The organism is Paenibacillus phocaeensis, from assembly GCF_900021165.1.
In the GTDB taxonomy this organism is placed as follows: domain Bacteria; phylum Bacillota; class Bacilli; order Paenibacillales; family Paenibacillaceae; genus Fontibacillus; species Fontibacillus phocaensis.
Genome location: NZ_FCOQ01000013.1, coordinates 53953 through 76544 on the forward strand (window position 1 = coordinate 53953; position 22592 = coordinate 76544).

Consider the following 22592-nt stretch of genomic DNA (forward strand, 5'->3'; position numbering starts at 1 on the left):
AAAATTAATCAATAACAAAGTAAACTCATTCAACTATCCTATTAGAGTCTTGTACCGTTCACGTCACTTAAACCCTCCCCAACATCCCCTCCAAATACCCCCTCAACTCCGGGTCCCGACAATACAAATAACACCCCTTCATCCCTCGCGAAATCAGCACCTTGTAGATGTTTTTGATCAGCTTGGTAAGCTGGGCGGGGTTGTTTTTGAGGCCTCTTTTGCCCATGGTGTCTTTGTATTCGTTGTAATCGGCATAGAGTTCCATAGTCGTTGGATCATATTTCAGATCGTTGCCGATAATGACGCCGACGTAGTCGAATTCCAGGCCTTGAGAAGTGTGGACGCAGCCGATTTGTTCGACGCCGGCCTCGTGGATGGCCCAGGTGCTGGAGATAGAGCGACCGTTCCACGGCATTTGGAAGCCATGTTCCGGAATAGTGACGTCCGCGACTTCGCCGTTGCGGTTGCCTTCGGTGTCTTTGGTCCAATCCCAGGCGAACCCGGCAAGCATCCGTGCTTTGTGCCCCGCCGCTACCTTCGCTTTGATCTCTTCATAAACCGCGTTCGGCGTGTCGAACAGCTTGAACTCAAACGTGTCCTGGTCCCAACCGCTAAAGTTAGCTGTTGGACGGATTTGCAGCACGTGATCAATCCAGTTGATGAAGCCTTCGGCTCCCGAGCAGCGGAACTGGGCCGACAAGGTGTACTCGTGAACCTCGGAACCATAGTCAGCCGCGATACGCTCAATTTCGGCCACGGTGCCGATGTCGTCCGGACGGATTCGCTGGAACTCGTCGATGAAAAAGACGTTGACCTTCGAGGCCTTGATAATATCCTCGATTTGGTTCACGCCACGGTATTGGTAGGCCCCTTTTCCTTTCAGGCGGTGAGCTTCATCAACGATCAGTACGTCAAAAAAATTCTCCGGGCTATCGACAAATTGCCCCGATCCCGCAAACAATCCGCGAACCCGGGCTTTGTTCTTCGGTTGCTGCTTCGCCAGTGTCTCCACCATGACTGTTCGGAAGGAGGCGTTAGGCGCGACAAACTTGGCGTTCAGCTTGTGCTTCAACAAGCCGCCAAGCGCATTCATGGAGATGACGGATTTGCCGGTGCCCGGTCCGCCTTTGATGATGATTGTTTTTTTGCGGCTAGGGTCTTTGGCCAAGCTGAGAATCGTCTCGTAGGCGACCTTCTGCTCGTCCAGCAAAATGAACTCGGCATTCCCTTTGAACAACCCATCTACGTGATCGATGAGTTTCTTAGAAGGACGGATTTTACCGTTCTCGATCAGGTAAAGCAGGTTTATGCCGTTCCCCTTACCGACGTGTTGATGCAGAAACTCTTGGAGCTTCGCCGTATCGTCCGCCATAAATAAGGGGGCTTCCCGGATGATGTTCTGATAGCGTTCGCTCTTGAGCGGATCAGGCTCCGGCACGCGGTAGTTATGTAAATAAGCACAGGAATAGCTCTTGAGATCGCTGCTGTGAATCGCTTCGTTCATATCCTCCAGAAATTGGCGGTACGACCATGCCTGGTAAGACGGATGCGGGATCTCGCGCTGCCGGCCGTTGATATAGGCCACAACCACGTCCTCCCGATCCGTTGCCCGGGCTGCATCCCACTGCTTCAGCTCTACGATCACAAAATTATCCCGGCCCTCCGTGTCCTGCCCCGCCACGATGAAATCGATGCGCTTGCTGGTCGCCGGGATGTTGTATTCGATCATGACGCCGCAATCGTCGGCAATATTGGAATTGCGGATGACGCGTTCCATGAACTGCATGGAGTTGTTCCAGGCTCTTTTTTCGCCCGGGCTAGGTTTCATCCCCATCCTATTAATAAAAGCTTGCTCGATCTCCACGGTGATTTGGTTGCGGTCCACTGACTCGCGAAACTGCAACGCATTGCTGCTATAAATAATCATGCTGTATCCATACTCCTATAGTTCGTTATATTTCGTCATTTTGCCGAAAGCCTTGTCCACCGGATACTTGGTGCCGTTCCGCCGCATTTTGTCCCGAATGATGTCTTCGACGTTGAGGTCCAGCGCGTCGGCCAGATACACCGCGTAGATCAGCACGTCGGCCAGTTCGTCGGCAATTTCCTGTTTTTTCTGCGACACCGCGTCTTCGGACGTTTTCCACTGAAAAGTCTCCAGCAGCTCGGAGGCCTCCAGGCTTAGCGAGATCGCCAGATCCTTCGGATTGTGGAATTGCCCCCAGTTCCGTTCCTCCCGAAAAGCGAGCAGCATCTTGATCAGTTCTTCATTCATGTTCTTGCTCCTATCATTCCGTAATAGAGTTTGAGCCGCGCTAAACCTACGCAAAAAAAGAGACGGTCCTCCCCCTTGGTCCGGGGCCCGCCTCTTGTCGTTTCTTGGTGTGGCCATGCTTTGGCCCGTGGTTGAATCTTCCTACTTCCAACTTATTACGGAACGGGGGATTCGTCAAATTGAAGTACTTATCACGTGATTACACAAACAACAGACAAGTTGTTCAACATTTCTATCATAGAGACGAATCAGTCCCTATCTGGGCTATATTCGAAGTTATTAGTCTTGGGGAATTTGGAAATTTCGTCTCTTGCTCAAATATCAACATTAAGAAGAACATCTCGATATCACTAAATTTGAACCAGTCTTGTGATGCCAACGGAAAACTAACTGAAAGCATTATCTATATTATAAAAGACTTAAGAAATTCAATTGCACATAATGATGTCGTATTTGATACAAGATTCAAGAGTAGCAATCCAAGTGGGTCTTTGTTAGCATGTCTACGACTGGACACTCAAATTAGAAACATAAACTTCCATACTATAATTGATTATCTTATCCTTGTTATTTATCTCCTCAAAAACTTTCATGTTACCAAGACGGAATTAAACAAAATTGTCAGTAAATTTGAGATCTTGATTAACAACTTTCGAACCCAGGTCCCAATAAGCATTTACAATCAAATTTTCCACACCGATACCAGAAATAAGCTGAATTTATTAAAATCATTTATTGGCCCTTAAAATAATTGCATCATTTATGCTCTGAGTGTATATTATATATAGAGAATAGCGGTGAATGTCTTCGGACTACACCTAAAGGAATCGGACGCGTCCGATTCCTTTTTTATTTTATTTATTATCGTGTTTTTGCAAAACGATAATCTCTCGAATCGCTTTTTATGTTCGCCGCTCAGATCGATGACGGAAGTAGAATACCATGATGGCAAGCGTCGCCGACAAAAAAACGATTTGCATCAACGTGCGAGGAAACAAAGCTTGGTGCGCGTCCGTCGCCATGCCGGAAAGGGCGTGATATACATTGGCCGGGAACATGCAAATGAGAAGAACCGAGAGTCCTCCCGCCGCCCAGATGACCGTCGGACGCCACAGCAGCCCAATTGCTCCGGCCAATTCCAACACGCCGGTGAGCGTAACAATAAGACCCGGGTAAGACATAATGGGCGGCACCATATTGATGAGCTCCTCCCGCATCCCAACAAAATGTACCGTGCCGGTCAATACAAACATCGCTGCAACCCCACCCCGAAGGGCAACGGGCCAAGTGCGCAGACGCTTGACTCCCGCAGCTCCCAGGGCCAGGATCGCCAGCGTCACAACGATAAGAGTGATCAGGGGTTCCATGTTGCAGACCTCCTTTACTTTTCAAATTTTGCAGACCCCGGTATTAGAAACCTTTCGTGACCATCAGATAAAGAATCCCCAGCGGCAGCAAAGTAGCCACCGTGCCGTAGATCGCCCAGTTCCGAGACGCCTTATGATAGTCCGCCGGGACGCTGCCACTCTCGATGCCATCGGCGCTCAGGCGGATCATTTGGCGCTGCATTGGAAGGAGGATGAGCAGCCAAATCAGCCCGGTCAAGGCAAACAAACTCAATGAGAAGGTCAACCAATTCAGACCCATCAAGGAATAGCCCAAACTCCCCGTCATCATCCCGCCGGATAGGACGATCAGGGCAAGCCCGGGAATCGTAAAAACATAGTCGGCGATCATCACATTTTTAGCCGCATGGTGCATAATTCGCGGATTCCCGGTTCGATCGGCTCGAATTTTCCAAAATGCCGCCGTTACAATATTTCCAACCATCAGTAAAACACCGATCAAATGCAAGGTTAACCAAAATCCCACGTCCGCTCATCCTTTCTCTTCCCGTTTCTTACCGGGGTTCAAAATGTCCGTCATCAGCGCGGTTAAGTCCTGCGCTTTAACAAAAGCTTGCACATTCGGAATTCTTGCGCGAAGTCGGAATCCGAGGGTCATCAGGGTGAACAATTCCGCCGTTTTATCCGCTTCAACCGTTTCGGGAATGACGCCGTGCTGCTGACCGGTTTCAATCCAAAGCTGGGATAGAAATACGGTTCGGTCATAATACAGCTTCAAGGCCTCCGCAACCGCCGGGTCTTCCTCTTTGCCGAACAAGTACACAAGCACTTTGTTGGTCACGTTCTGCGGATTTTCGTATTCGACAATGCTGTCCTTGATTTTCTGCATGGGATCCTCAAAGTTCCGGCGGCCCTCCTCAATCTCATTCATGAATCGTTGGTTGGTTTCTTCAAGCCCTTCCTGCAGAAGCAGCACGAAGATATCATCTTTACTGTTGACGTAATGGAAAATGGCGCCTTTGGACAGGCCAGATCTGCCCATGATGTCCTGCATCGTAATCGAATGGCATCCCTTCTCCTGAATCAATGCTTTCGTCGCATCGATCAGGCGTCTTAGAGTCCGTTGTCTGCGCTCCTCCTGTTTCAAAGCCAACCCTCCAGGCAATTCTTCAAATTTTATATATTTTTATTATAAATACCGACCGTTGGTTTGTAAATAGTTTGTTTTGACCCGTAGGGTGACTTCTCTAAGAAGATGAGACGCTCCTCGTTTAAGATAGTCTAAACAATTGGGGGTATGGTTCGGCTCATATTGGATAAGATTGAAACATAAAATACTTGCAGATTAAGTTGCAGTTTAATTGTAATTCGACTTGCAGTTTGATATGCTGAGGGGGGAAATACATGAAACAAGAGGGGGGGAGCCTCGTGACAACCATGGAAATTCGAAAACAAGCCCAACTGCTTGTTCGGGAGATTGCACAAAAACCCGACCAAGAATTGATTACGATCGATGCAGGTTCTCTTAAAGGCCTCATTGGGTTAATGAGAGATTACGCCGTCCTTACCCACGTGACGAATTCGGACGCCGAAATTACGACAGTCGTGGATTCACTAGTTGACTATGTGGATATTAACGACAATAAGGCAAGTCACCGAGCCGAAACCCCTACCTATCGAACCACGGATCTCGCCCGTATCTTTAGAGTTTCCGTCACTGCAATAAACAACTGGATCGATGAAGGACGCTTCATCGGATATAAACGACAACCGCGCAAACACGCGAGAATTCCGCACTTTACACCATTTCAGCATCGGGACGGAAGCGTGGAACCCTTGGGATTAGTGGTAGAAAGGTATACGCAACAGGGACATGAATCATTTGCCGATCAGGATGAGAAGGCCATGCTTCTAAATGAAATTGAATTTCTTCAACAAAAATACGGTGGGAAGAAATTTGATGAAGCTTTTAATTCTGAACCTCTGACTGGCGAACAGGAGAGCGATGCCTCGCGATGGCGGTTTTACTTGGCGCGCCTGAAAGAACTTTCATGAGCCGTTATAGTGAATACGTCGAGAAGCACGTGCCTAGACCTCCCCTTGTGTGATTCGGTTTGAATATGATTGGCAGTATGACCCCGCTGATCCAAATGGCAGTTGGAAGTTCCACTACGATACTTACCATCCGGAAGCGTACTGGCCAGCAACCAAGCACTTTCATCAGCATGACCAGCCCACACCGCAAAAGACGAGTCATGGAAGGTTCTCCAATTTCTCCTTCCGGGACATGTGCTCCGTACTGGAAACGATACGCGTAGCCTTAAGGGTATCCAACAAATTGCCCTTACCTTAAATTCTCTCTTCACAAGCTTGCTAACTTATGAAGATCAATGGAGGAATCCAACGCCATGCAAGGTTATGCCAACAAACAAGCATTAATCTCTGAAATCCAGAAAACCGCTCAACTCTTTATCGCAGAATTTGAGGGAATCCCCGAAGCGGAGAAAACCTTGCGGTTGGAGGAAGTGGACCGCACGCCGCAGGAGATGATCGCCTATCAGATGGGATGGATTAACCTTATTCGGGGTTGGGATCGGGACGAGCTGGAGGGCAAAGAGGTCGTTACGCCTGCGCCCGGATTTAAGTGGAATCAATTGGGTGGTTTATATCAAAGCTTCTACGACCAATATCAGGACCGATCCTTGTCCCAGCTCATGGAGCTGTTTAGGACAACCGTCGATGAGCTGACGCCATGGCTTGAGGGGTTCAGCGACGAAGAATTGTTCGCGCCCGGAGGCAGAAAGTGGGCAGCTTCCACGCCTTCCAACTGGCCGATTTGGAAATGGGTCCACATTAATACCGTGGCGCCCTTTAAGTCTTTTCGCAGCAAAATCCGCAAATGGAAAAAAGTGCGCTTGACAAAGTAACCTTAACGGGGCTCACTAACTCCAAGATCTGCGCAAAACGTTAAAAACGCGATATAGAATGGATACATACAGCTCACAGCTATTATGACTAGCCCTATCCCCGGAAGAGGTCTTTCTTGGGGATCCGTAATCGGATAGGCGTAAGCAAAACATTTGATAAATATCAGGAGATAAGGGATCCAACCAATCGTTGTCAGGTATTTGAGGTTTCCAGGGTTCAGCTTGAATCGCGTAAGAACATAAGCGAGGATAGTCGACAGAATAAAAATGATGAGAACCGCAACAGGTACATAACGATCCATAGGGGTGATCCCCGTGACTCTTTCCAACCGATACACATTCACCAGAAGCTCCACTTGAATAAATAAGGAAAAGGCATAAAGCAAGCTCACGCAATTCACTTTCCAGATCATCTTCATCCTTGAATCCAAACCTCCCCACTTTAGGTTCCGATGGAGACATAAGAGCCCTCCGGCCCCTACGACTCCATCTCCCCTTCGATCCGCTTCATGAACTCCTCCGCGGCGCTGTAGCCCAGCTGCTTCAGATACCAGTTGTTGGCGGCGGCCTCGATCAGGCCGGCGACATCCCGGCCGGGCTGGAGCTGGATCTCGATATGCGGGATCTGGACACCTAAGTATTCCGTAAACTGCGGCACCGTCTCCAGTTCATTGTTTAAGTCGTTTTCCTTCCACGGCACCAGCTCGATATCCAATACGATCCGCGTCTCCTCCTGAAAAGCCCGACGCCCGTACTGCCGCACCACGTTAATCAGCCCGATGCTGCGCAAGGCCAGGAATTCGCGGGTCGTTTCGTTATGGGTTCCGAGCAGCGTAGTCGGACTCAGCTTCTTCAGCACCACAATATCGTCTGCAACAAAGCGGTGTCCCCTGCGGATTAAGGTATGCGCCGTTTCGCTTTTACCGATCCCGGATTTGCCGCGAAGCAAGATGCCGATCCCTGAGACATTCACGCACACTCCATGGATCGAGATCTCCGGAGCCAGCGCCTTGACCAGGTAACCGTCCAGCTTGGCGATAAACTCCGTCGCCGTCTCCTCCGTACGCAGCAGCGGAATGCCTTCCTGCTCGCAGTACAGCTCCAGATACGGAATCTCCTGCTGCCCGGACGTCACGATAAAGCACGGCGGGTGATATTTTACGATGTTCCCGATATGCAGCTTGCGTTCCTCCACGCTTAACGTCAATAAATAGTTAATCTCCTTCCGTCCGAGCACCTGCACCCGATTCATTGGAAAAAAATCAAAATATCCCACGAACTCCAGCCCCGGCCGATGCGCCCGAGGACGATCAATCTCGCGATCCATACGCTCCTCGCCCGCGAGGATCTCCAACTTGAATGTGTCCACCAGCTTCTGTACGGTGATCGTCTTCATCTCGTTCTCCTCCTGTCATTTAATGATGCGAGTGGCCTCTCATCCAGCGCCCCGGGTGTTTCAGCGGCTCGTTATCGGAGAACAAATCAGGCTCCTCCCTCAGCATTTCCGTAAGGACTTCCGCCACGGCGGCGGCATCGCAGACTCTAACCACCGCATCTCCCAGCATACCCTTGCGCATCGCGCCTCGAACCTCAAGAACTTCTTCGACTTTCCAAAAATGCTCCGACCAAGGCAACCCGCAATGCCTGCGGGAAGGGACCGGAATCTCCGTACCGTCCGGCGTGACCGTGTACAACCTCTCGTGATCGTCGGTGAGTCTCCCCGGGATATCCACCCATTCCTCAACCCCATGAATGAAGGTATTCCGCTTCAAGTCCACCCCAACCAGCAGAATCGTCGCGTTGCGATCCAGCAGCTTCCCCCACGAGGAGCCGCGGGCGCACGGAGTATCAAAAAGATGATCCTCCGCAATAAACGCCTTGGCCTCCCGCCCTAACGCGGCCACCGAGTGAGTAGGATGCCACGAGCGCACGACCCCCGGCCTTTGGCGGAAGAGCTCCGGCAGAATGCCGACGCAGACCGGCGAATGCCCCACCTCGAACCGGGGTTGGTCCTTATTAATGTACGACCAGGTATGCGTAGGCAACACCAGCAATCCCTGATCCATATACGCGGTAAAAGCGTCCAAAACCGTATCCGCGCCGCCTTCGACCTCGCCCAAACTTTTCATGGAGGAGTGGACCAGCACCGTTCCCGTACCGTCCAGGCCTAACGCCTCCAGTTGCTTTAGCAAGCTCTCTTTCGTATGCCTCATCCTTGTGCTCTCCCCTCGTGTACAAAAGGGTACTCGATCTATTCTATAAGTTAAATTCGCCTAGTTTTAGCAAAACTCCTTTCGATGGCGGATTTAAGAGAGTGATGCTGAAGCATTTACGAGATGGCGAACCTCGCTTCATTTCTATCCACACTAAAAAGAGACGGTCCTCCCCTTTGGGGTAAGGAACCCGTCTCTTGTCGTCTCTTGCGTAGCCAAGCTCTGGCCGTGGTTGATCTTACTTTTTCGCTGATGAGGTATCCGTTTTTAAAATTTCCCTCAACACATTCTTTGCCAACATTAGCTTCTCATCGTTCGCCTCACGAAGCATGTCCACAATTTCTTGAACAGCCCGGTCCAAGGACGTCAACTCCATTTCTTCCTCAGTGTAAGCAAACAATTGGATCAAATTAACTTCCAAGGCTTCTGCAATTTTGGCTAAATTCATAAGCGATACGTTTTTCTCGCCGCGTTCAACTTGTCCTATATATGAAAAGTGAAAGCCACCCTTTTCTCCAAGAGATTCCTGGGAAAGCCCCCGTTCTTTTCGCAATACACGAACTCTTGCCCCCACTTGCTTCAATACCTTCCGGTTCACGAGATTCACCTCTCTATGTCAAAAGTGTAGTCAAGTTTCCAAGAGGCAAACACCGAACCATAAATATCATTTACATTTTTGATATTTATAGATATCATTTAGAAGTAAAAATTTTCCGGTTGGAGGTTGAAGTGTAGTGGATAACAATGCCCTAATTAAGGACTACCAGAGTCTCTCCTTTTATCACATAAAATTAGCACGTTTGATGCGGAATCATGGCCAGTTTAAAACAGCCGTTGTCCTATGTAATTGGGCGTTAACCTCCATGACTCGAGCTTTTTTTATATATGAAAATCACGAGAGATTTGAAGATGAGGAAATTTTTCTAATTAAAATATCTGTCCCGCTACAAATGAGCCTATATCTGGGGTTGGATGTGATGACTTTTATCGATAAGCTGAACTTTTTGATTAACGATGAAAATTCATCTGATATTCCAATGCATGCTCCTAAGAGTTATCCACAAAATGAATGACGGAAATGGGACACATCCGGACCGTTGCGCTATCCCCTCATTTCCCATCAAAACTCGCAAAAAAAACTGCGCCCCTAACGGGATCGCAGTCCATAAACTTCGGCGGGCTTTCGGCCCGTATTTAAATATTTGCGGCCACGTTGCGCGCTTGTTCATCCAACCGCTGCGCAAAGGAAAAAATATCGTTAAAGTCCTCCATCGTCACCCGGATCTGCTGCTGGCTCTCCGCGATGGACGACTGGACGCGGCCGGTGCCTCCAGAAATCTCGGCGATTTCCTTGGTGATACCGCCAATCGTGACTTGAATCTTCGCCACGGATTCCGATACCTCATTGGACAGCTTCCGCACTTCGGTCGCGACGACCTCAAACCCTCTGCCATGCTGGCCCGCGTGGGCGGCTTCAATCGCCGCGTTCAGGGCGAGCAGATGGGTTTGCGCAGCGATTTCGCGAATCGTCTGCACGATCCCTTGAACCAATTTGGCCTGCTCCTGCAGTCCCTCCAAAGTCAGCGTATTCTCTTCCGAAATTTCGGCAATCCGGTCTACGCTCAACAGCAGTTCCCGGCTCCGGCTGATTCCCTCTTCCGCACTCCGGTTCAAGGTGTGGGAAGTCGTCTCCAATTCCTTGACCACTTCGCTCAAAGTGAATTGGCGCGCCGTAATATCCGTCGCGATTTTCGAGACGCCGATGATCTCGGTTTCCTGTTCATTGTAGATCGGCATATAAGTGGCCTCCAGCCACACCGTTTCCCCGCGAGCATTTCTTCGTTCTATCTTATCCTGAAAGCTTTGTCCGGACAGCAGATCGCTCCAGAATTTCTCATAAGCCGGCGAGTCGGCAAAGGTATCGAAGCAGAAATCCCGATGCCGCATGGTTAGGATTTCTTCAACTGAATACCCCATCGCAATGGCGAACACCTCGTTCACATAGGTCACCTTGCGATCGACGTCAAAACGGATCATCGCCAGATTTTTCTCCAGCGCCCTCATGAGCAGCTCGTTCGTTACCGTTTGTGCATTCAACATTCTCAACCCCCACTATACAATCGACACGTGCGCAGCATTGAATGACAAGATCTAAAGCATCATTATACCATCTCCTTCTATACAAAAAATAGACATCAAAGATCAAAGCTCTCGGGAATGAACCAAATTTGAATTTTCCCCATGACAATCTCTACCACTTCCTATAAAATATTAAAGTCAATTTAAAATATTTTTTCGGCACCACGCTTCGCATGACACCTGTCAGGGAGTACCCAAAATTCGAAGGAGGAATGAACTTGAACAAACCTCGCAGTCCGAAATTCATCCTGATCGCATCCCTGTTGGCAGCCAGTCTGGCGGCCCTGCCGTTCTCCGCATCCGCCGCGGACGGAACCGGAGCGGCCACCGTCGATCTTCGCATTCTGGAGACGACCGACCTGCACGTGAACATCGTCAATTACGACTACTTTGCGGACAAACCCACGGACGAGTACGGCTTGGCCAAGACGGCAACCTTGATCAAACAAGCCCGCGCCGAAGCGAAGAACAGCCTGCTCATCGACAACGGCGACCTGATTCAGGGCAACCCGCTGGGCGATTACATCGCAACGGTGGACAAGCTGCAGGAAGGCGAAATCCATCCGGTCTACAAAGCGATGAATTTGCTCGGTTATGACGCAGGCAACTTCGGCAACCACGAGTTCAACTACGGCATAGACTTCCTGAAGACCGCCGTCCAAGGTTCGGATTTCCCTTACGTCAACGCCAACATCTACCTGGACGACAAGGATCAAGACCCTTCGAACGACAAGAACGCCTTCACCCCCTATCTTATCCTCGACAAAGAGGTCATCGATAGCACGGGCGCTAAGCATAACCTGAAGGTTGGAATCATCGGCTTCGTGCCGCCGCAGATCATGTCCTGGGACAAGGCGCATCTGGAGGGCAACCTGATCGCGAAGGATATCGTGGAAACAGCGAAGAAATTCGTGCCTCAGATGAAAAAAGAAGGCGCCGACCTCATCATCGCGGTGCCGCACTCCGGCTTCGAGGACATCCCGCAAACGCCGCTGATGGAGAACTCGGTTCTGTACCTGAGCAAGGTGGAAGGTATCGACGCGATCCTGTTCGGCCACGCGCATAAGGTGTTCCCGGATGCCTCTTTCGAAGGCAAGACCGGCGTTGACCTCGCCAAAGGCACGATCAACGGCGTGCCGGCCGTCGAACCGGGGTATTGGGGCAACAACCTCGGGATCATCGACCTGACCCTGGAGAAATCCGGCGATACCTGGTCGGTGAAGAACTCCAAAGTCGCCGTGAAGCCGATTTATGACACGGTGAATAAGAAGCCGTTAGTAGATGCGGACGAAACGATTTGGAAGGCGATTGAGGAAGACCACGAGGCCACGCTGAAATATGTCCGAGGCCCGGTTGGCAAGACCAGCGCCCCGATCAACAGCTGGTTCGCTTTGATCCAGGACGATCCCTCGATTCAAATCGTGACCAACGCGCAGAAATGGTACGTTGAGAAACATCTGGAAGGCACGGAATATGAAGGCCTTCCGGTATTGTCGGCGGGCGCTCCGTTCAAAGCCGGCGGACGCCAAGGCGCGAACTACTACACGGACATCCCGGCCGGCGACATCGCCATCAAGAACGTGGCCGACCTGTACTTGTACTCCAACACAGTGAACGCCGTGCTGGTGACCGGCGCCGAAGTGAAGGAATGGCTCGAATGGTCGGCCGGACAGTTTAACCAAATCGATCCGACCAAGACGGAAGCCCAGGAGCTCGTGAACTACGACTTCCCAACCTATAACTTCGACGTCATCGACGGCGTAACGTATCAAATTGATGTGACGCAGCCGGCGAAATACGACGCCAAGGGCGGCGTGCTAAACGAGAAATCGAGCCGCATCGTCAATCTGTCCTATGACGGCAAACCGATCGATCCGGCGCAAAAATTCGTCGTCGCCAGCAACAATTACCGCGCGTCGTCCAGTAAATTCGCAAATCCGGACGGAAAGCGGATCATCCTGGCCTCGCCGGACGAGAACCGCCAGGTGATCATCGACTACATCCGCGAGAACGGCACGATCAACCCGACCGCGGACGACAACTGGTCGCTCGCTCCGTTTGGCAAGGCCAACGTTACGTTCGCGACTTCGCCGGCCGCGAAAGAAACGGCTGCGAAAGCGGGCAACCTGAAATTTCTGGCCGACACGAAGGACGGATATGCCACCTTCCAGCTCAGCTCGGCGGCCGAATCGGCCAACCCGGCACCGACTCCTGCGCCGACACCGACGCCAACGCCGGCACCGACACCAGCACCAACACCAGTGCCAGCGCCTGAACCTTCGCCGACACCGGCTCCTGCGCCTGTGACGCCGAAGCCAACGGCTCCAGCTCCCGTACCGGCTGCCGGGAAGGACCTCGTCTACGTCGTGAAGAAGGGCGATACCCTGTATGACATCGCACTGGAGCACGGCACGACCTGGCAGGCACTCGCCAAGCACAACAAATTGTCCAACCCGCATCTGATCCGGATCGGACAGACAATTCAGATCCCGGTAAAGTAGCGTAACGCACGGCTTTACCGTACCAACAAACCGAGCTGTCTCTGAAGGTCATGAAAGTGACCCCGGAGGCAGCTCTGTTTTATTTGAGACGACCCCTCCATCCTCAACTTCCACGCCGAAGAATGCGTCCGCCCATGTGACAAAAATGTTTGTTTGCGGATCGTTTTGTAAGACGAATCGAGGGAGAAGCTTTCTCGTCTGGGCTATGATGTACCTAGATCAAAAGGCGAGACCTGGGTGAGGAGCGGAACGGTTTGGACAAGACAAAAACGACATTGCTGAAAAAAACGCTGCAAACGTCCCTGCTATGGGGATGTATCATCGGAAGTATGATCAACATAAACGAAGCAGCCGCGATGCCGGGGAATGCCGAGGCAGCGGTTCGAGCCCATGAGGCAGCGGCCGAAGGGGGCGTCGAGGAATTCAAAACGCAATTGGACGATCAGATCCCCAAATGGCAGAAGAAATACGGGGTCCCGGGCGTAGCCGTGGGCATCGTGCACGATGGGAAAATCGCCTATCAACTGACTTACGGATACGCAGATAAGGATAAGAAGCTTCCGGTTACGGACAAAACGCTTTTTCAGGCGGGTTCGATCTCTAAAAGCTTGACCGCCTGGGGGATTTTGCATCTTGCGGATCAGGGCGTGCTGTCTCTGGACGACCCCGTCAATAAGCACTTATCCCGCTGGCAGCTCCAAACATCCGGCTTCGACCCGGATGAAGTCACGATCCGCCGGCTGCTGAGCCACACTGCCGGATTGCCGGCGCACCGGGGATACCTTGGAACGGCTCCCGGAAAGCGACTTCCCACGCTCGAGGAATCGTTGTCGGGAAAAGGTAGATGGGACAAACCCCTGACCGTCGCCAAGCGCCCCGGAGAACAAGCCTTCTATTCCGGGGCGGGTTATACCCTGCTGCAGTTGGTGATCGAAGAAGCCACCGGACTTCCTTTTGCGCGTTACATGGACGAGGAAGTGTTGAAACCGCTCGGGATGGCTTCCAGTTCGTTCCGGCAGGACACCGATGAACCCGAGATGGCCAAGAGCTACGGCTATTTCGGCCAGGAGTTGCCGGATTACCGGTTCGCGGAACAGGCCGCGGCGGGCCTAAGAACCAATCTGACGGATTTGTTGAACCTCCTTCCGGCAAGCATGGACCGGGGCGAGGGTTATCCGCCGGGGGGCGGGCTGCTGCCCGGCCAACTTGTAGACGAGATGCAAAGGCCGGTACTGGGCGAAAACGGGTTAGGCGTCTTCGTGCGAAAGCTGCCGCAAGACCGCGTCTTGATTTACCACGACGGCAGCAACCGGGGGTGGCATTCTTTTTACGGCTTGATCCCGGCGACCCGGGACGGCTTGGTCATCTTGACGAACAGCGAAAACGGCGTGGATCTCAGGCAAGATATTTACAACGCCTGGATGAAATACGAGACCGGCGAATTCCCCGAAAGCTACTATGCGGTAGAGCAAATGCGAAAAACGAATCATCTGATCGGGGCGGCCCTGGGAATTGCGTTAGGCGCGTATTTGCTGGTGTTCGTCTTGCGGCTTGAGGGAGGCCGGAGAGTTTTTATCGCCATCCATCCGCAAAAACCATATATCCGGCTAGGCATCCGCACGCTGCTGGTTCTGCTTTCGGGTTCCGCGCTCATTGGCGCCGGTTATGTTTGGAGTGTACTGAGCCTCTATTCCGGCTATAAAACGGTATATCTTTGGGTGTTGGCATGGCACATCGCCCTCCTGATCGCGGGAGGGTTCCCCAAAAAGCCGAAAACGTACAGGAACAAGCGAGATTTAACATCGAGTTAACCTTCGTTAACGCCAGCTGGGCCGCGCGTGATACGATCGGACTAAGGAGCGGAATCCCCCGGCGTTTAACTTCATAGAATAAAGCGAGCAGCAGGATCGTATCATATCCTGCTGCTCTTTTCACTATGTTCACCCGCTCGGGGGATTGAAATGCTATTTTAAATACTTGACCAAATCTCCCCAAAATGCCGGGTAATGCTGCCAGTTCACAAATTCCAGCGATCCCCAGTGCGGCGCGCAGTCGCTCGCGAAAGCCGCCGTCTTGCCCTTACCGTATTTCCCCAGAACAAGAATCGGATCGCCTTCATGACTCAATATTTCTTCCGCTCCCGGCTTCGTAATCAATTTATTATAGCCAAGCAGCTTTGGCCAAGCTCCGAACGAATCGATCAACGGATGGGATCGGGGCGCTTTCGGAGAGATACCCTCCGGTTTCTCCACACGATCTTCACCAGGCATCATTTCAACCGGTAAGACTTCTGCCAACGGGGAGTTCCGGTAGTTCGCCTTCCCCTCGATCCCCATGAATGTGAGATATCCTCCGATCATCAGGAGTCCCCCGCCCGCGGAAACGAACTGTTTGATCAGCTCAAGTCCGTTAGGCAACATTTCCATTTGGTAAAAGGTCGGGTTCTGCAACAAGAAGGTATTTGCGCCCACATCGCTCAGCACAATCGCATCATACACCTGAAGTTCTTCCAACGTTCTGGGAAAACGCACCTGCACTTCGTGGGAAGGCATGTAAGTAACGTCAACGCCTTCTTCATGCAGGCAGGACAGTAGATAAGTAGCGCCTTCTTCGTATTTCGTCGATGTAAAACTGTCAAACCCTTTCGTATGAATCATGTGAATGATCCAGGATTCGCCGATAAATAATAGCTTCATCAAATGACACCTCCGCTTTAGCTCATCGTCCGTTGTTCTTTCTCGTTATGCCTCTTCCGTTTCGCACCAATCCAGAATGGTTTTGGCTATCATTTTGACGGCGTCGATCACTTCGTCTACAGGCGTAAATTCGTCGCTGTGATGGGCAAGCCGGGGATCTCCAGGACCGAAATTGACGGTAGGAATCCCGACGTTGACCAGCCAGCCCATATCCGTGTGAAAGCCCAATCCTTCGATTTTCCCTTCCAGACCGATCGCTTGCAAAGACTGAACACAAGTTTGGACAAACGGATGGGATACTTCCGTTTCCGCACAATCCGCATCCACCATCCATTCAATTTCCGGCATATTTTCGCTTAGCCAAGGATCCGATTGGGCAAGGTTACGGATAAATTCCTCCAGTTCTTTTTTCACATGCCCGCCGACGAACTTCTCGTCCCGTTCCGAAGGCAAATATTGCGCGTTAAATACGATTTCGGCCTGATTCGCGAACGATGTCGGATACTCTCCCGCATTGAACTGGGCGACGTGTACTTGGCAAGGGATCGGGAGCAGAGGGTGGGTTTTGCGAACAGCCCAATCCTCATTCAGCAGATCGAATTGATCCAGAAATAATCGGGCTTTCTTGACCGCGTCGACCGCGCCGCCAGCCTGCCAGTCCGCTTGCGGCATTTCGATATGGCCGCTGCGGCCCTGGATCTTTAATTTGCCCCACAAAATCCCTCTGCACAAAGGGGCGATGGTCAGCGAGGTCGGCTCGGTCAGGATACACGCGTCCGCGCGGTACCCGTGATGGACGAAATCGAGCGCCCCCATGCCGCCGGCTTCTTCGTCAACGACGGTGCCCACGATGACGGGGCCCTTCAGCTTAACTCCGCTCCTGACGATCGCTTCGACCGCCATAATCATGGCGGCGACCCCGCCTTTCATATCAACCGCGCCGCGGCCAAACAGCTTCCCGTCAATCACTTCGGCGCCGAACGGATCGACCGTCCACTTCGATCCCGCCTTGACCACGTCGATGTGTCCGAACAACAGTAGCGATTTTCCCGCCGCTCCTTGTCCAAAAGTTGCGGCCAAATTCGGTCTTCCGCTAAAGTCCCTTCCCGGGTAATAACCGGCCATCCCTTCATATTGCTTCAGATCGTCCGCCACCGGTTCCCACATTTCGATTTCCGCGCCCAATCCGGACAGCTTCTTGGCGATAAATTCCTGGACGTCCTTCTCCTTGGACGGTGCGGCTTCCTCGAAAAACCATGGATTTACGCTGGGAATTTGGATTAATTGCTGCAAAAATTCAATAATTTCATCGTGATGGCCGTCGATCCACTCCATGATTCGTTCCTGTTGATTCATCGGTCCCAAGCCTCCTATTTTCAAATCGCTTCTTTATCCGAACTGTACAATGTCTCCGTTTTTAAATTCGACCCAGGGGTTGATCATTTCGTCGCCAAATTTGTCCTGTTTTTTTTCAATGACAAACATATAACGGGCATCGCCTTCAACCGGATAAGCCGGACTATGCCAAACCCCGCGGCTCAAAACGATCGCTTGGCCCGGCTTAATTTTGAAGCATTTGACCGAGAGAGGATCGGGACATTCGTCGGGGTCGTCAATATTCGCGCACAGCGCAACCGGCTGAATGATCTCCTTGTCAAAAGGAAGCAGCAGCTCCTCCCGACTCACATGCCGCTCCATGGAAGCGACCTGGAATTCCCTTTCTTTGGTAACGACCAAACCTGCGCCGACCGGCACGTCAACGTCCAACATCTGGACATAACTCCAGCAATCCCATCCGTCGCCCGTTTTGGACGGAGCAGCGGACGGAAGGTCAATTACTTTTCCGAAGGGGCGAAAGGCCTCTTCCGTTAGCTCTTCCACGCTGAATCTATGCTGCATTTAATTATTAAGCCTCCTCATTTGCGGTTAGAAATCGAAGTTGTCCACGTTATCGCTCGTGATTTCAAGCATGCCGATGAAGATGTTTGGACCGTCCACGGTTACATTGCCGACTGTCGGTATTTCCATGCCGTCCGTAATCTCCTTACCTTGTGCCAATTGATCAAGAACATAAACGGTTGTGTATGCGAGTTTTCCCGGATCCCAAATGACGACCGTGTTAATCGTGCCGTTTTTGATGTAGTTGGTCACCACGCTGGGAACCGCGATTCCGGTAATAGCGACTTGTCCCTTTTCCAATGTGCCCGCCTTTACCGCCTGTTCGACGACTTCGCCCGCAGCCGGGGTTTCGCCGCCCGCAAAACCGATGATGCCTTTCAGGTCCGGATACGTTTTGATCAAATTTTGCGCATTGGCGTAGGCCTTCTGCTGATCGTCGTCACTGGATACGGTCGTCACGATTTCAATGTCCGGATAATTGGCTTCCAAATAGGCCTTCGCCGCATCCGATTTGGCGATTTGGTTCTGGGATCCGAGACCGGCTACCATAAACGCGACCTGGCCTTTGCCTCCGATTTCCTCGCCGATAATCTGCGCCATTTTTTCTCCGACTTCCTTGTCGGTAGCCGGGGCAACATAATATTGACGGTCGGTATCGGGGGCATCGCTGTCCCAGGTGACGACTTTGACGTCCTGGCCGGCTGCCTTTTTGAATATCGGGCCAACCGCTTGGGCGTCATTCGGCGAAACGCCGATGCCGTCCACTTGTCGGGTCAACATATCCTGGATCATGTTAATCTGCTTGGAAGAGTCCGCCTCAGTAGGGGCGTTATAGATGACTTCCACGTTCAAATCCGCCGCCGCCTGCTCGACACCTTTTTCCGCCGCGGCCCAATAAGCCGGACCAATCGACTTGGGATTCATGAAATACGTTCTCGAACCGGACGACGAAGAGGTCGAATTCCCGCCGTTCCCCGCGTTTTCCCGAGCTCCGGAGCCGCCCGAATTTGCGCAAGCAGCCAGATTCACCGCCAATAAGCCAGCCATTAACGTCATACCGATTTTTCTCATTTCTTTCCCCTCCAATTTAGTTATGCTTTTTGTTTTCCGACAGCGAACAACAGCAGAACGCCAAGGATTACCGCTTGATACAGCACGGATATCCCCATTAAATTCAGGCCGTTGCGCAAAAATACGATAATGAGCAACCCGACAAACGTTCCCGCAAGACTCCCCCTTCCGCCGAAAATATGCGTGCCTCCTATTAATGTTGCCGTGATTACATCAAGCTCTATATTTGTACCTGATGTCGCTTCTGCGCTTGCCAGACGGGACACTAGGAAAACACCAGCCAAAGCCGAGAACAATCCGCTTAGCATAAATAGGATGAAACGAATGCGGACTACGGATATACCGGAGTATCGGACCGCTTCCTCGTTGTTTCCGATGCCGTACACATACGTGCCGAATCGCGTCCGTTTTATGACAAAATTTGTGATCAAAAACATAGCTGCCAGGAAAAGCGCATTAAAAGGAATTCCAAATACGGATTGCTGCCCGAGAAAGTAGAAGGCGTCCGGATAACCGCTGATCGGTCTGCCTTCATTCAACACATAAACGAGGCCGCGAAGCATGACAAGCATACCGATGGTCACCACGATCGCCTGCATCCGATGCCGGGCAATCAGGTAGCCGTTAACGCTTCCGCACAGCACCCCCGCCGCCAGCCCCAGGACAACGCTGAGCCAAATGTTCATCCCGCCCTGGTACGCCAACCCCATGCAAACCGCGGAGAAGGCGAGAATCGATCCGACGGACAGATCCATGGCTCCGGAGATGATGATCATCGTCATCGGGATAGCGATAAGACCGATCTCCACCATCTGATTCAGGACATTCATGAAATTTGTGAAGGACAGGAAATAAGGGGACATGAGGCTGAAAAAGACGATAATGAGAACCAACAAAAGAAGCTGAACCAACATTTTATTGGACCCGTTGTGAAGAAATTTGGCCACGGTGCTCAAATCAAATCGCCCTCCTTTCGTTTATTTTGCCTTACGTATTGCAACGTGTTGATGACAATGGCCAGAATGATCAGAAACCCGGTTGTCGCATCCACCCAAAACGGAGACACCTTCACGATGACCAAGCCATTTTTGATCAGCCCCATCAACAGCACGCCGATCATCGTTCCCGCGATGGTGCCGATTCCGCCAAATATGCTTCCGCCTCCGATTAAGACGGCGGCCATCACTTCAAAAGACAAACTATTGCCGGCCGTGGAAGCTTGTACGCTCCCCACCTTCGAGGCGAATATGACCGCGGCGATGCCGACCAGCATTCCGCTGTATACATAAACCATGAATTTGGTTTTCGGCAGGCTGATTCCGGCCAGCTTCGCCGCTGCTTTATTGCCGCCGATGGAGTAGATTCTTCTGCCGAAGCGGGTGAATTTCAATAGAAAGGCAAAACTGATGATGAGGATAACGGCGATGATCAGAGGAAATGAAATCCCTAAAATATGACCTTGCCCGTAAAATTGAAAGGACTCGGGAAAATTGGTCATCCATGTCCCCCCGCTGATGCCTACCGCCAAACCGCGGAAAATATACATCGTAGCCAGCGTAACGATAATGTCCGGGATGTTCATGACCGCAATGAAGTACCCGTTAAACGCGCCGCATGCGATTCCGATGGCGATTCCGAGCAAGGAAGCGAGCCAAGGAGGCATCCCGTTGCTTAGAAACAAACCGACGGAAGTGGCGGTCAGCGCCAACACTGAACCCACCGACAAATCGATGCCTCCCAGCAGGATGACCATGGTCATCCCGATGGCAACGATAAACGTGGAGATATTCTGCTCCAAAATCTGCATCACGTTGCCTATCTGCAGAAAATTCGGGGAAATTAAAGCAAACAGGATGCCTACCGCCAGCGTAAAGAAAATGATAGGCGTTTCGTGGACATTCGTGATACGTTTCATACGGCATCTCCTTTCATCGTCCGCGGATTAGAAGCGCGCTTCAGCAATTGCTCCTGATCCGCCTCCCCGTGTCCGAATTCGTGAACTAGCTCTCCCTTATGCAGAACCAAAATCCGGTCGCTCAAGCCAATCACCTCCGGCATTTCGGAAGAAATGAGCAATATGCTCAGCCCCCTCAGTGCCAACTGGTGAATGATATGGTAGATTTCGGCCTTCGCTCCGACATCTACCCCCCGCGTCGGTTCTTCGAGAATAAGAATCTCCGGTTCGGTCGCCAGCCATTTGCCGATAACGACTTTCTGCTGGTTGCCGCCGCTCAGAAAATCGACGCTTTGCAGATCACCGGTCGCTTTAATGTGCAGTCGCTCCATGTAGGACCGGCTCATCTCCCCGATGCGTTCCCGGTCCAGGATCAGACCTTTGGAGAGCTGGGGCAGCATGGGGAAGCTTAAATTTTGGCGGATCGACATTGGCTTGATGATCCCCTGGCGGTGACGATCCGGCGGGACGTAGGCAATCTTCTTTGCTTTGGCGTCACTCGGACTATTGATTTGCACGCGAACGCCGTTGATTTCAATTTCGCCCTCACCTTTCTTCAACCCGAAAAGCCGTTGTGCGACCGTATGAGAGCCGGAACCCGGCAACCCGAAAAGCCCCAGGATCTCGCCCTTTTTTAAAGCGAATGAAATCGCATGGGCGGCGTCTAACGACAATTCCTTCACCTCCAGCACCGTCTCTTCACGATGCTCCATCAACCGGACAGGGTACAGCTGGTTGACTTCCTTGCCGACCATCATTTGAATCAAAGATGGTTCGGTAACTTCTTCAATCCTCTGCGTAGCGATTTTCCTCCCGTCTCGCAATACGGTCACCACATCGGCAATTTCAAATATCTCTTTCATCCGGTGCGAGACATAAACGATGGCTACGCCCTGTTCCTTCAGCCGCTTTACCACATCAAACATTTTCTGCACTTCATTCTCCGGCAACGCCGCCGAAGGTTCGTCCATGATCAATACGTCTGCCCGGAACGATAAAGCCTTGGCGATTTCTATAACCTGTTGACTGTGAACGCCGAGATGCCGTACTTCCTTGCGAACGTCAATCCCGCCGCCGCCGATCGAATCAACCAGTTTTTGCGCTTCGCCGATCATTTTCGACCAGTTGATCCGGCCGAACCGGCCAACCATTTCCGGGCGGTCCACAAAAATATTTTCCGCCGCGGACAAATTGGGAAACAGATTGAACTCCTGATGAATGATGGATACGCCCTGTTGCTGCGCATCGAGGGGATTACGGAAGTCGACTTCTTTTCCTTTAAGCCTTATCACCCCTCGGGTAGGAGCATAGACGCCGGATAAAATTTTCATCAAAGTGGATTTGCCGGCCCCGTTTTCTCCCATCAAAGCGTGAACCTCGCCCGGATAGAGTTTGAAATCGACTTCTTCCAATGCCTTCACACCGGGAAACTCCTTACTGATCCCTTCCATTGACAAAACCGGTTGACTCATCGTTCATCCTCCTTTTCACGCAGCTCCGACTGGCTAAACTTAAGCGAATTTTCAGGCGTACTTTAATAAGACTCAACGTTAATTGGTCAAAGCGATTGT

23 protein-coding genes are annotated in these 22592 nt (G+C 51.5%); 6 read left to right on the top strand and 17 right to left on the bottom strand.

Annotated elements, in window-relative coordinates; genetic code table 11:
- Positions 1 to 67: 67 nt before the first annotated feature.
- Positions 68 to 1927, bottom strand: a complete 1860-nt coding sequence (locus tag BN3795_RS07720) for a DUF2075 domain-containing protein (protein WP_068784137.1) — start codon at positions 1925 to 1927, stop codon at positions 68 to 70.
- A gap of 15 nt (positions 1928 to 1942) precedes the next feature.
- Positions 1943 to 2275: a nucleotide pyrophosphohydrolase gene (locus tag BN3795_RS07725; RefSeq protein WP_068784138.1), complete on the bottom strand. Its 333-nt coding sequence runs from the start codon at positions 2273 to 2275 to the stop codon at positions 1943 to 1945.
- A gap of 107 nt (positions 2276 to 2382) precedes the next feature.
- Between BN3795_RS07725 and BN3795_RS26260 the strand changes: the two genes are divergently transcribed.
- Positions 2383 to 3021, top strand: coding sequence for an Abi family protein (locus BN3795_RS26260; protein ID WP_408635016.1), 639 nt, complete (start codon positions 2383 to 2385; stop codon positions 3019 to 3021).
- Positions 3022 to 3177: 156 nt separating this feature from the next.
- Here the strand turns inward: BN3795_RS26260 and BN3795_RS07735 are convergent, their stop codons facing one another.
- The 3 genes from BN3795_RS07735 to BN3795_RS07745 are packed head-to-tail and all read right to left on the bottom strand — an operon-like array spanning position 3178 to position 4768.
- Complete coding sequence (locus BN3795_RS07735; RefSeq protein WP_068784140.1) at positions 3178 to 3642, bottom strand: DoxX family protein; 465 nt, start codon at positions 3640 to 3642, stop codon at positions 3178 to 3180.
- A gap of 43 nt (positions 3643 to 3685) precedes the next feature.
- On the bottom strand, positions 3686 to 4147 hold the full coding sequence (locus tag BN3795_RS07740; protein WP_110945080.1) for a DUF2269 family protein: 462 nt from the start codon (positions 4145 to 4147) through the stop codon (positions 3686 to 3688).
- Positions 4148 to 4153: 6 nt separating this feature from the next.
- The gene (locus BN3795_RS07745) at positions 4154 to 4768 is read right to left on the bottom strand and encodes a TetR/AcrR family transcriptional regulator (protein ID WP_068784141.1); all 615 of its coding nucleotides are present in this window, start codon (positions 4766 to 4768) and stop codon (positions 4154 to 4156) included.
- 257 nt (positions 4769 to 5025) lie between these two features.
- Between BN3795_RS07745 and BN3795_RS07750 the strand changes: the two genes are divergently transcribed.
- A complete protein-coding gene (locus tag BN3795_RS07750; protein ID WP_068784142.1) occupies positions 5026 to 5676 on the top strand; it encodes a MerR family transcriptional regulator in 651 nt (216 codons plus the stop codon).
- A gap of 353 nt (positions 5677 to 6029) precedes the next feature.
- Positions 6030 to 6548, top strand: a complete 519-nt coding sequence (locus BN3795_RS07755; RefSeq protein WP_068784143.1) for a ClbS/DfsB family four-helix bundle protein — start codon at positions 6030 to 6032, stop codon at positions 6546 to 6548.
- A gap of 2 nt (positions 6549 to 6550) precedes the next feature.
- Here the strand turns inward: BN3795_RS07755 and BN3795_RS07760 are convergent, their stop codons facing one another.
- The 4 genes from BN3795_RS07760 to BN3795_RS07775 form a co-directional block, all read right to left on the bottom strand.
- Positions 6551 to 6967 carry a hypothetical protein gene (locus BN3795_RS07760; protein WP_232729878.1) on the bottom strand — a complete coding sequence of 139 codons (417 nt, stop codon included), beginning with the start codon at positions 6965 to 6967 and terminating at the stop codon, positions 6551 to 6553.
- A 59-nt stretch (positions 6968 to 7026) separates the two neighbouring features.
- Positions 7027 to 7944 carry an HPr(Ser) kinase/phosphatase gene (gene hprK / locus BN3795_RS07765; RefSeq protein WP_068784144.1) on the bottom strand — a complete coding sequence of 306 codons (918 nt, stop codon included), beginning with the start codon at positions 7942 to 7944 and terminating at the stop codon, positions 7027 to 7029.
- A 19-nt stretch (positions 7945 to 7963) separates the two neighbouring features.
- Positions 7964 to 8761: an AAC(3) family N-acetyltransferase gene (locus tag BN3795_RS07770; protein WP_068784145.1), complete on the bottom strand. Its 798-nt coding sequence runs from the start codon at positions 8759 to 8761 to the stop codon at positions 7964 to 7966.
- 238 nt (positions 8762 to 8999) lie between these two features.
- Complete coding sequence (locus tag BN3795_RS07775; RefSeq protein WP_408635017.1) at positions 9000 to 9359, bottom strand: helix-turn-helix domain-containing protein; 360 nt, start codon at positions 9357 to 9359, stop codon at positions 9000 to 9002.
- A gap of 136 nt (positions 9360 to 9495) precedes the next feature.
- On the opposite strand from BN3795_RS07775, the gene BN3795_RS07780 reads away from it, so the two are divergent.
- A complete protein-coding gene (locus BN3795_RS07780) occupies positions 9496 to 9834 on the top strand; it encodes a hypothetical protein (protein WP_068784147.1) in 339 nt (112 codons plus the stop codon).
- A gap of 121 nt (positions 9835 to 9955) precedes the next feature.
- On the opposite strand, the gene BN3795_RS07785 is transcribed toward BN3795_RS07780, so the two are convergent.
- On the bottom strand, positions 9956 to 10861 hold the full coding sequence (locus BN3795_RS07785; RefSeq protein ID WP_068784148.1) for a methyl-accepting chemotaxis protein: 906 nt from the start codon (positions 10859 to 10861) through the stop codon (positions 9956 to 9958).
- Positions 10862 to 11112: 251 nt separating this feature from the next.
- Between BN3795_RS07785 and BN3795_RS07790 the strand changes: the two genes are divergently transcribed.
- The gene (locus tag BN3795_RS07790) at positions 11113 to 13401 is read left to right on the top strand and encodes a bifunctional 2',3'-cyclic-nucleotide 2'-phosphodiesterase/3'-nucleotidase (protein ID WP_068784149.1); all 2289 of its coding nucleotides are present in this window, start codon (positions 11113 to 11115) and stop codon (positions 13399 to 13401) included.
- 254 nt (positions 13402 to 13655) lie between these two features.
- Positions 13656 to 15212, top strand: a complete 1557-nt coding sequence (locus BN3795_RS07795) for a serine hydrolase domain-containing protein (RefSeq protein WP_232729880.1) — start codon at positions 13656 to 13658, stop codon at positions 15210 to 15212.
- Between the two features lie 153 nt (positions 15213 to 15365).
- On the opposite strand, the gene BN3795_RS07800 is transcribed toward BN3795_RS07795, so the two are convergent.
- The 7 genes from BN3795_RS07800 to BN3795_RS07830 are packed head-to-tail and all read right to left on the bottom strand — an operon-like array spanning position 15366 to position 22493.
- Entirely contained in the window at positions 15366 to 16097 is a 732-nt protein-coding gene (locus BN3795_RS07800) for a glutamine amidotransferase (protein ID WP_068784150.1), read from the bottom strand.
- Positions 16098 to 16142: 45 nt separating this feature from the next.
- Positions 16143 to 17453, bottom strand: coding sequence for an ArgE/DapE family deacylase (locus tag BN3795_RS07805; protein ID WP_068784151.1), 1311 nt, complete (start codon positions 17451 to 17453; stop codon positions 16143 to 16145).
- Positions 17454 to 17486: 33 nt separating this feature from the next.
- Positions 17487 to 17996, bottom strand: a complete 510-nt coding sequence (locus BN3795_RS07810) for an ureidoglycolate lyase (RefSeq protein ID WP_068784152.1) — start codon at positions 17994 to 17996, stop codon at positions 17487 to 17489.
- Between the two features lie 27 nt (positions 17997 to 18023).
- Positions 18024 to 19067 carry an autoinducer 2 ABC transporter substrate-binding protein gene (locus BN3795_RS07815; protein WP_068784153.1) on the bottom strand — a complete coding sequence of 348 codons (1044 nt, stop codon included), beginning with the start codon at positions 19065 to 19067 and terminating at the stop codon, positions 18024 to 18026.
- 20 nt (positions 19068 to 19087) lie between these two features.
- Positions 19088 to 20014, bottom strand: a complete 927-nt coding sequence (locus BN3795_RS07820) for an ABC transporter permease (RefSeq protein WP_232729885.1) — start codon at positions 20012 to 20014, stop codon at positions 19088 to 19090.
- 5 nt (positions 20015 to 20019) lie between these two features.
- A complete protein-coding gene (locus tag BN3795_RS07825) occupies positions 20020 to 20982 on the bottom strand; it encodes an ABC transporter permease (protein ID WP_068784154.1) in 963 nt (320 codons plus the stop codon).
- Positions 20979 to 22493, bottom strand: coding sequence for a sugar ABC transporter ATP-binding protein (locus BN3795_RS07830; protein WP_068784155.1), 1515 nt, complete (start codon positions 22491 to 22493; stop codon positions 20979 to 20981). The genes BN3795_RS07825 and BN3795_RS07830 overlap by 4 nt, the downstream gene beginning before the upstream one ends.
- Between the last annotated feature and the right edge of the window lie 99 nt (positions 22494 to 22592).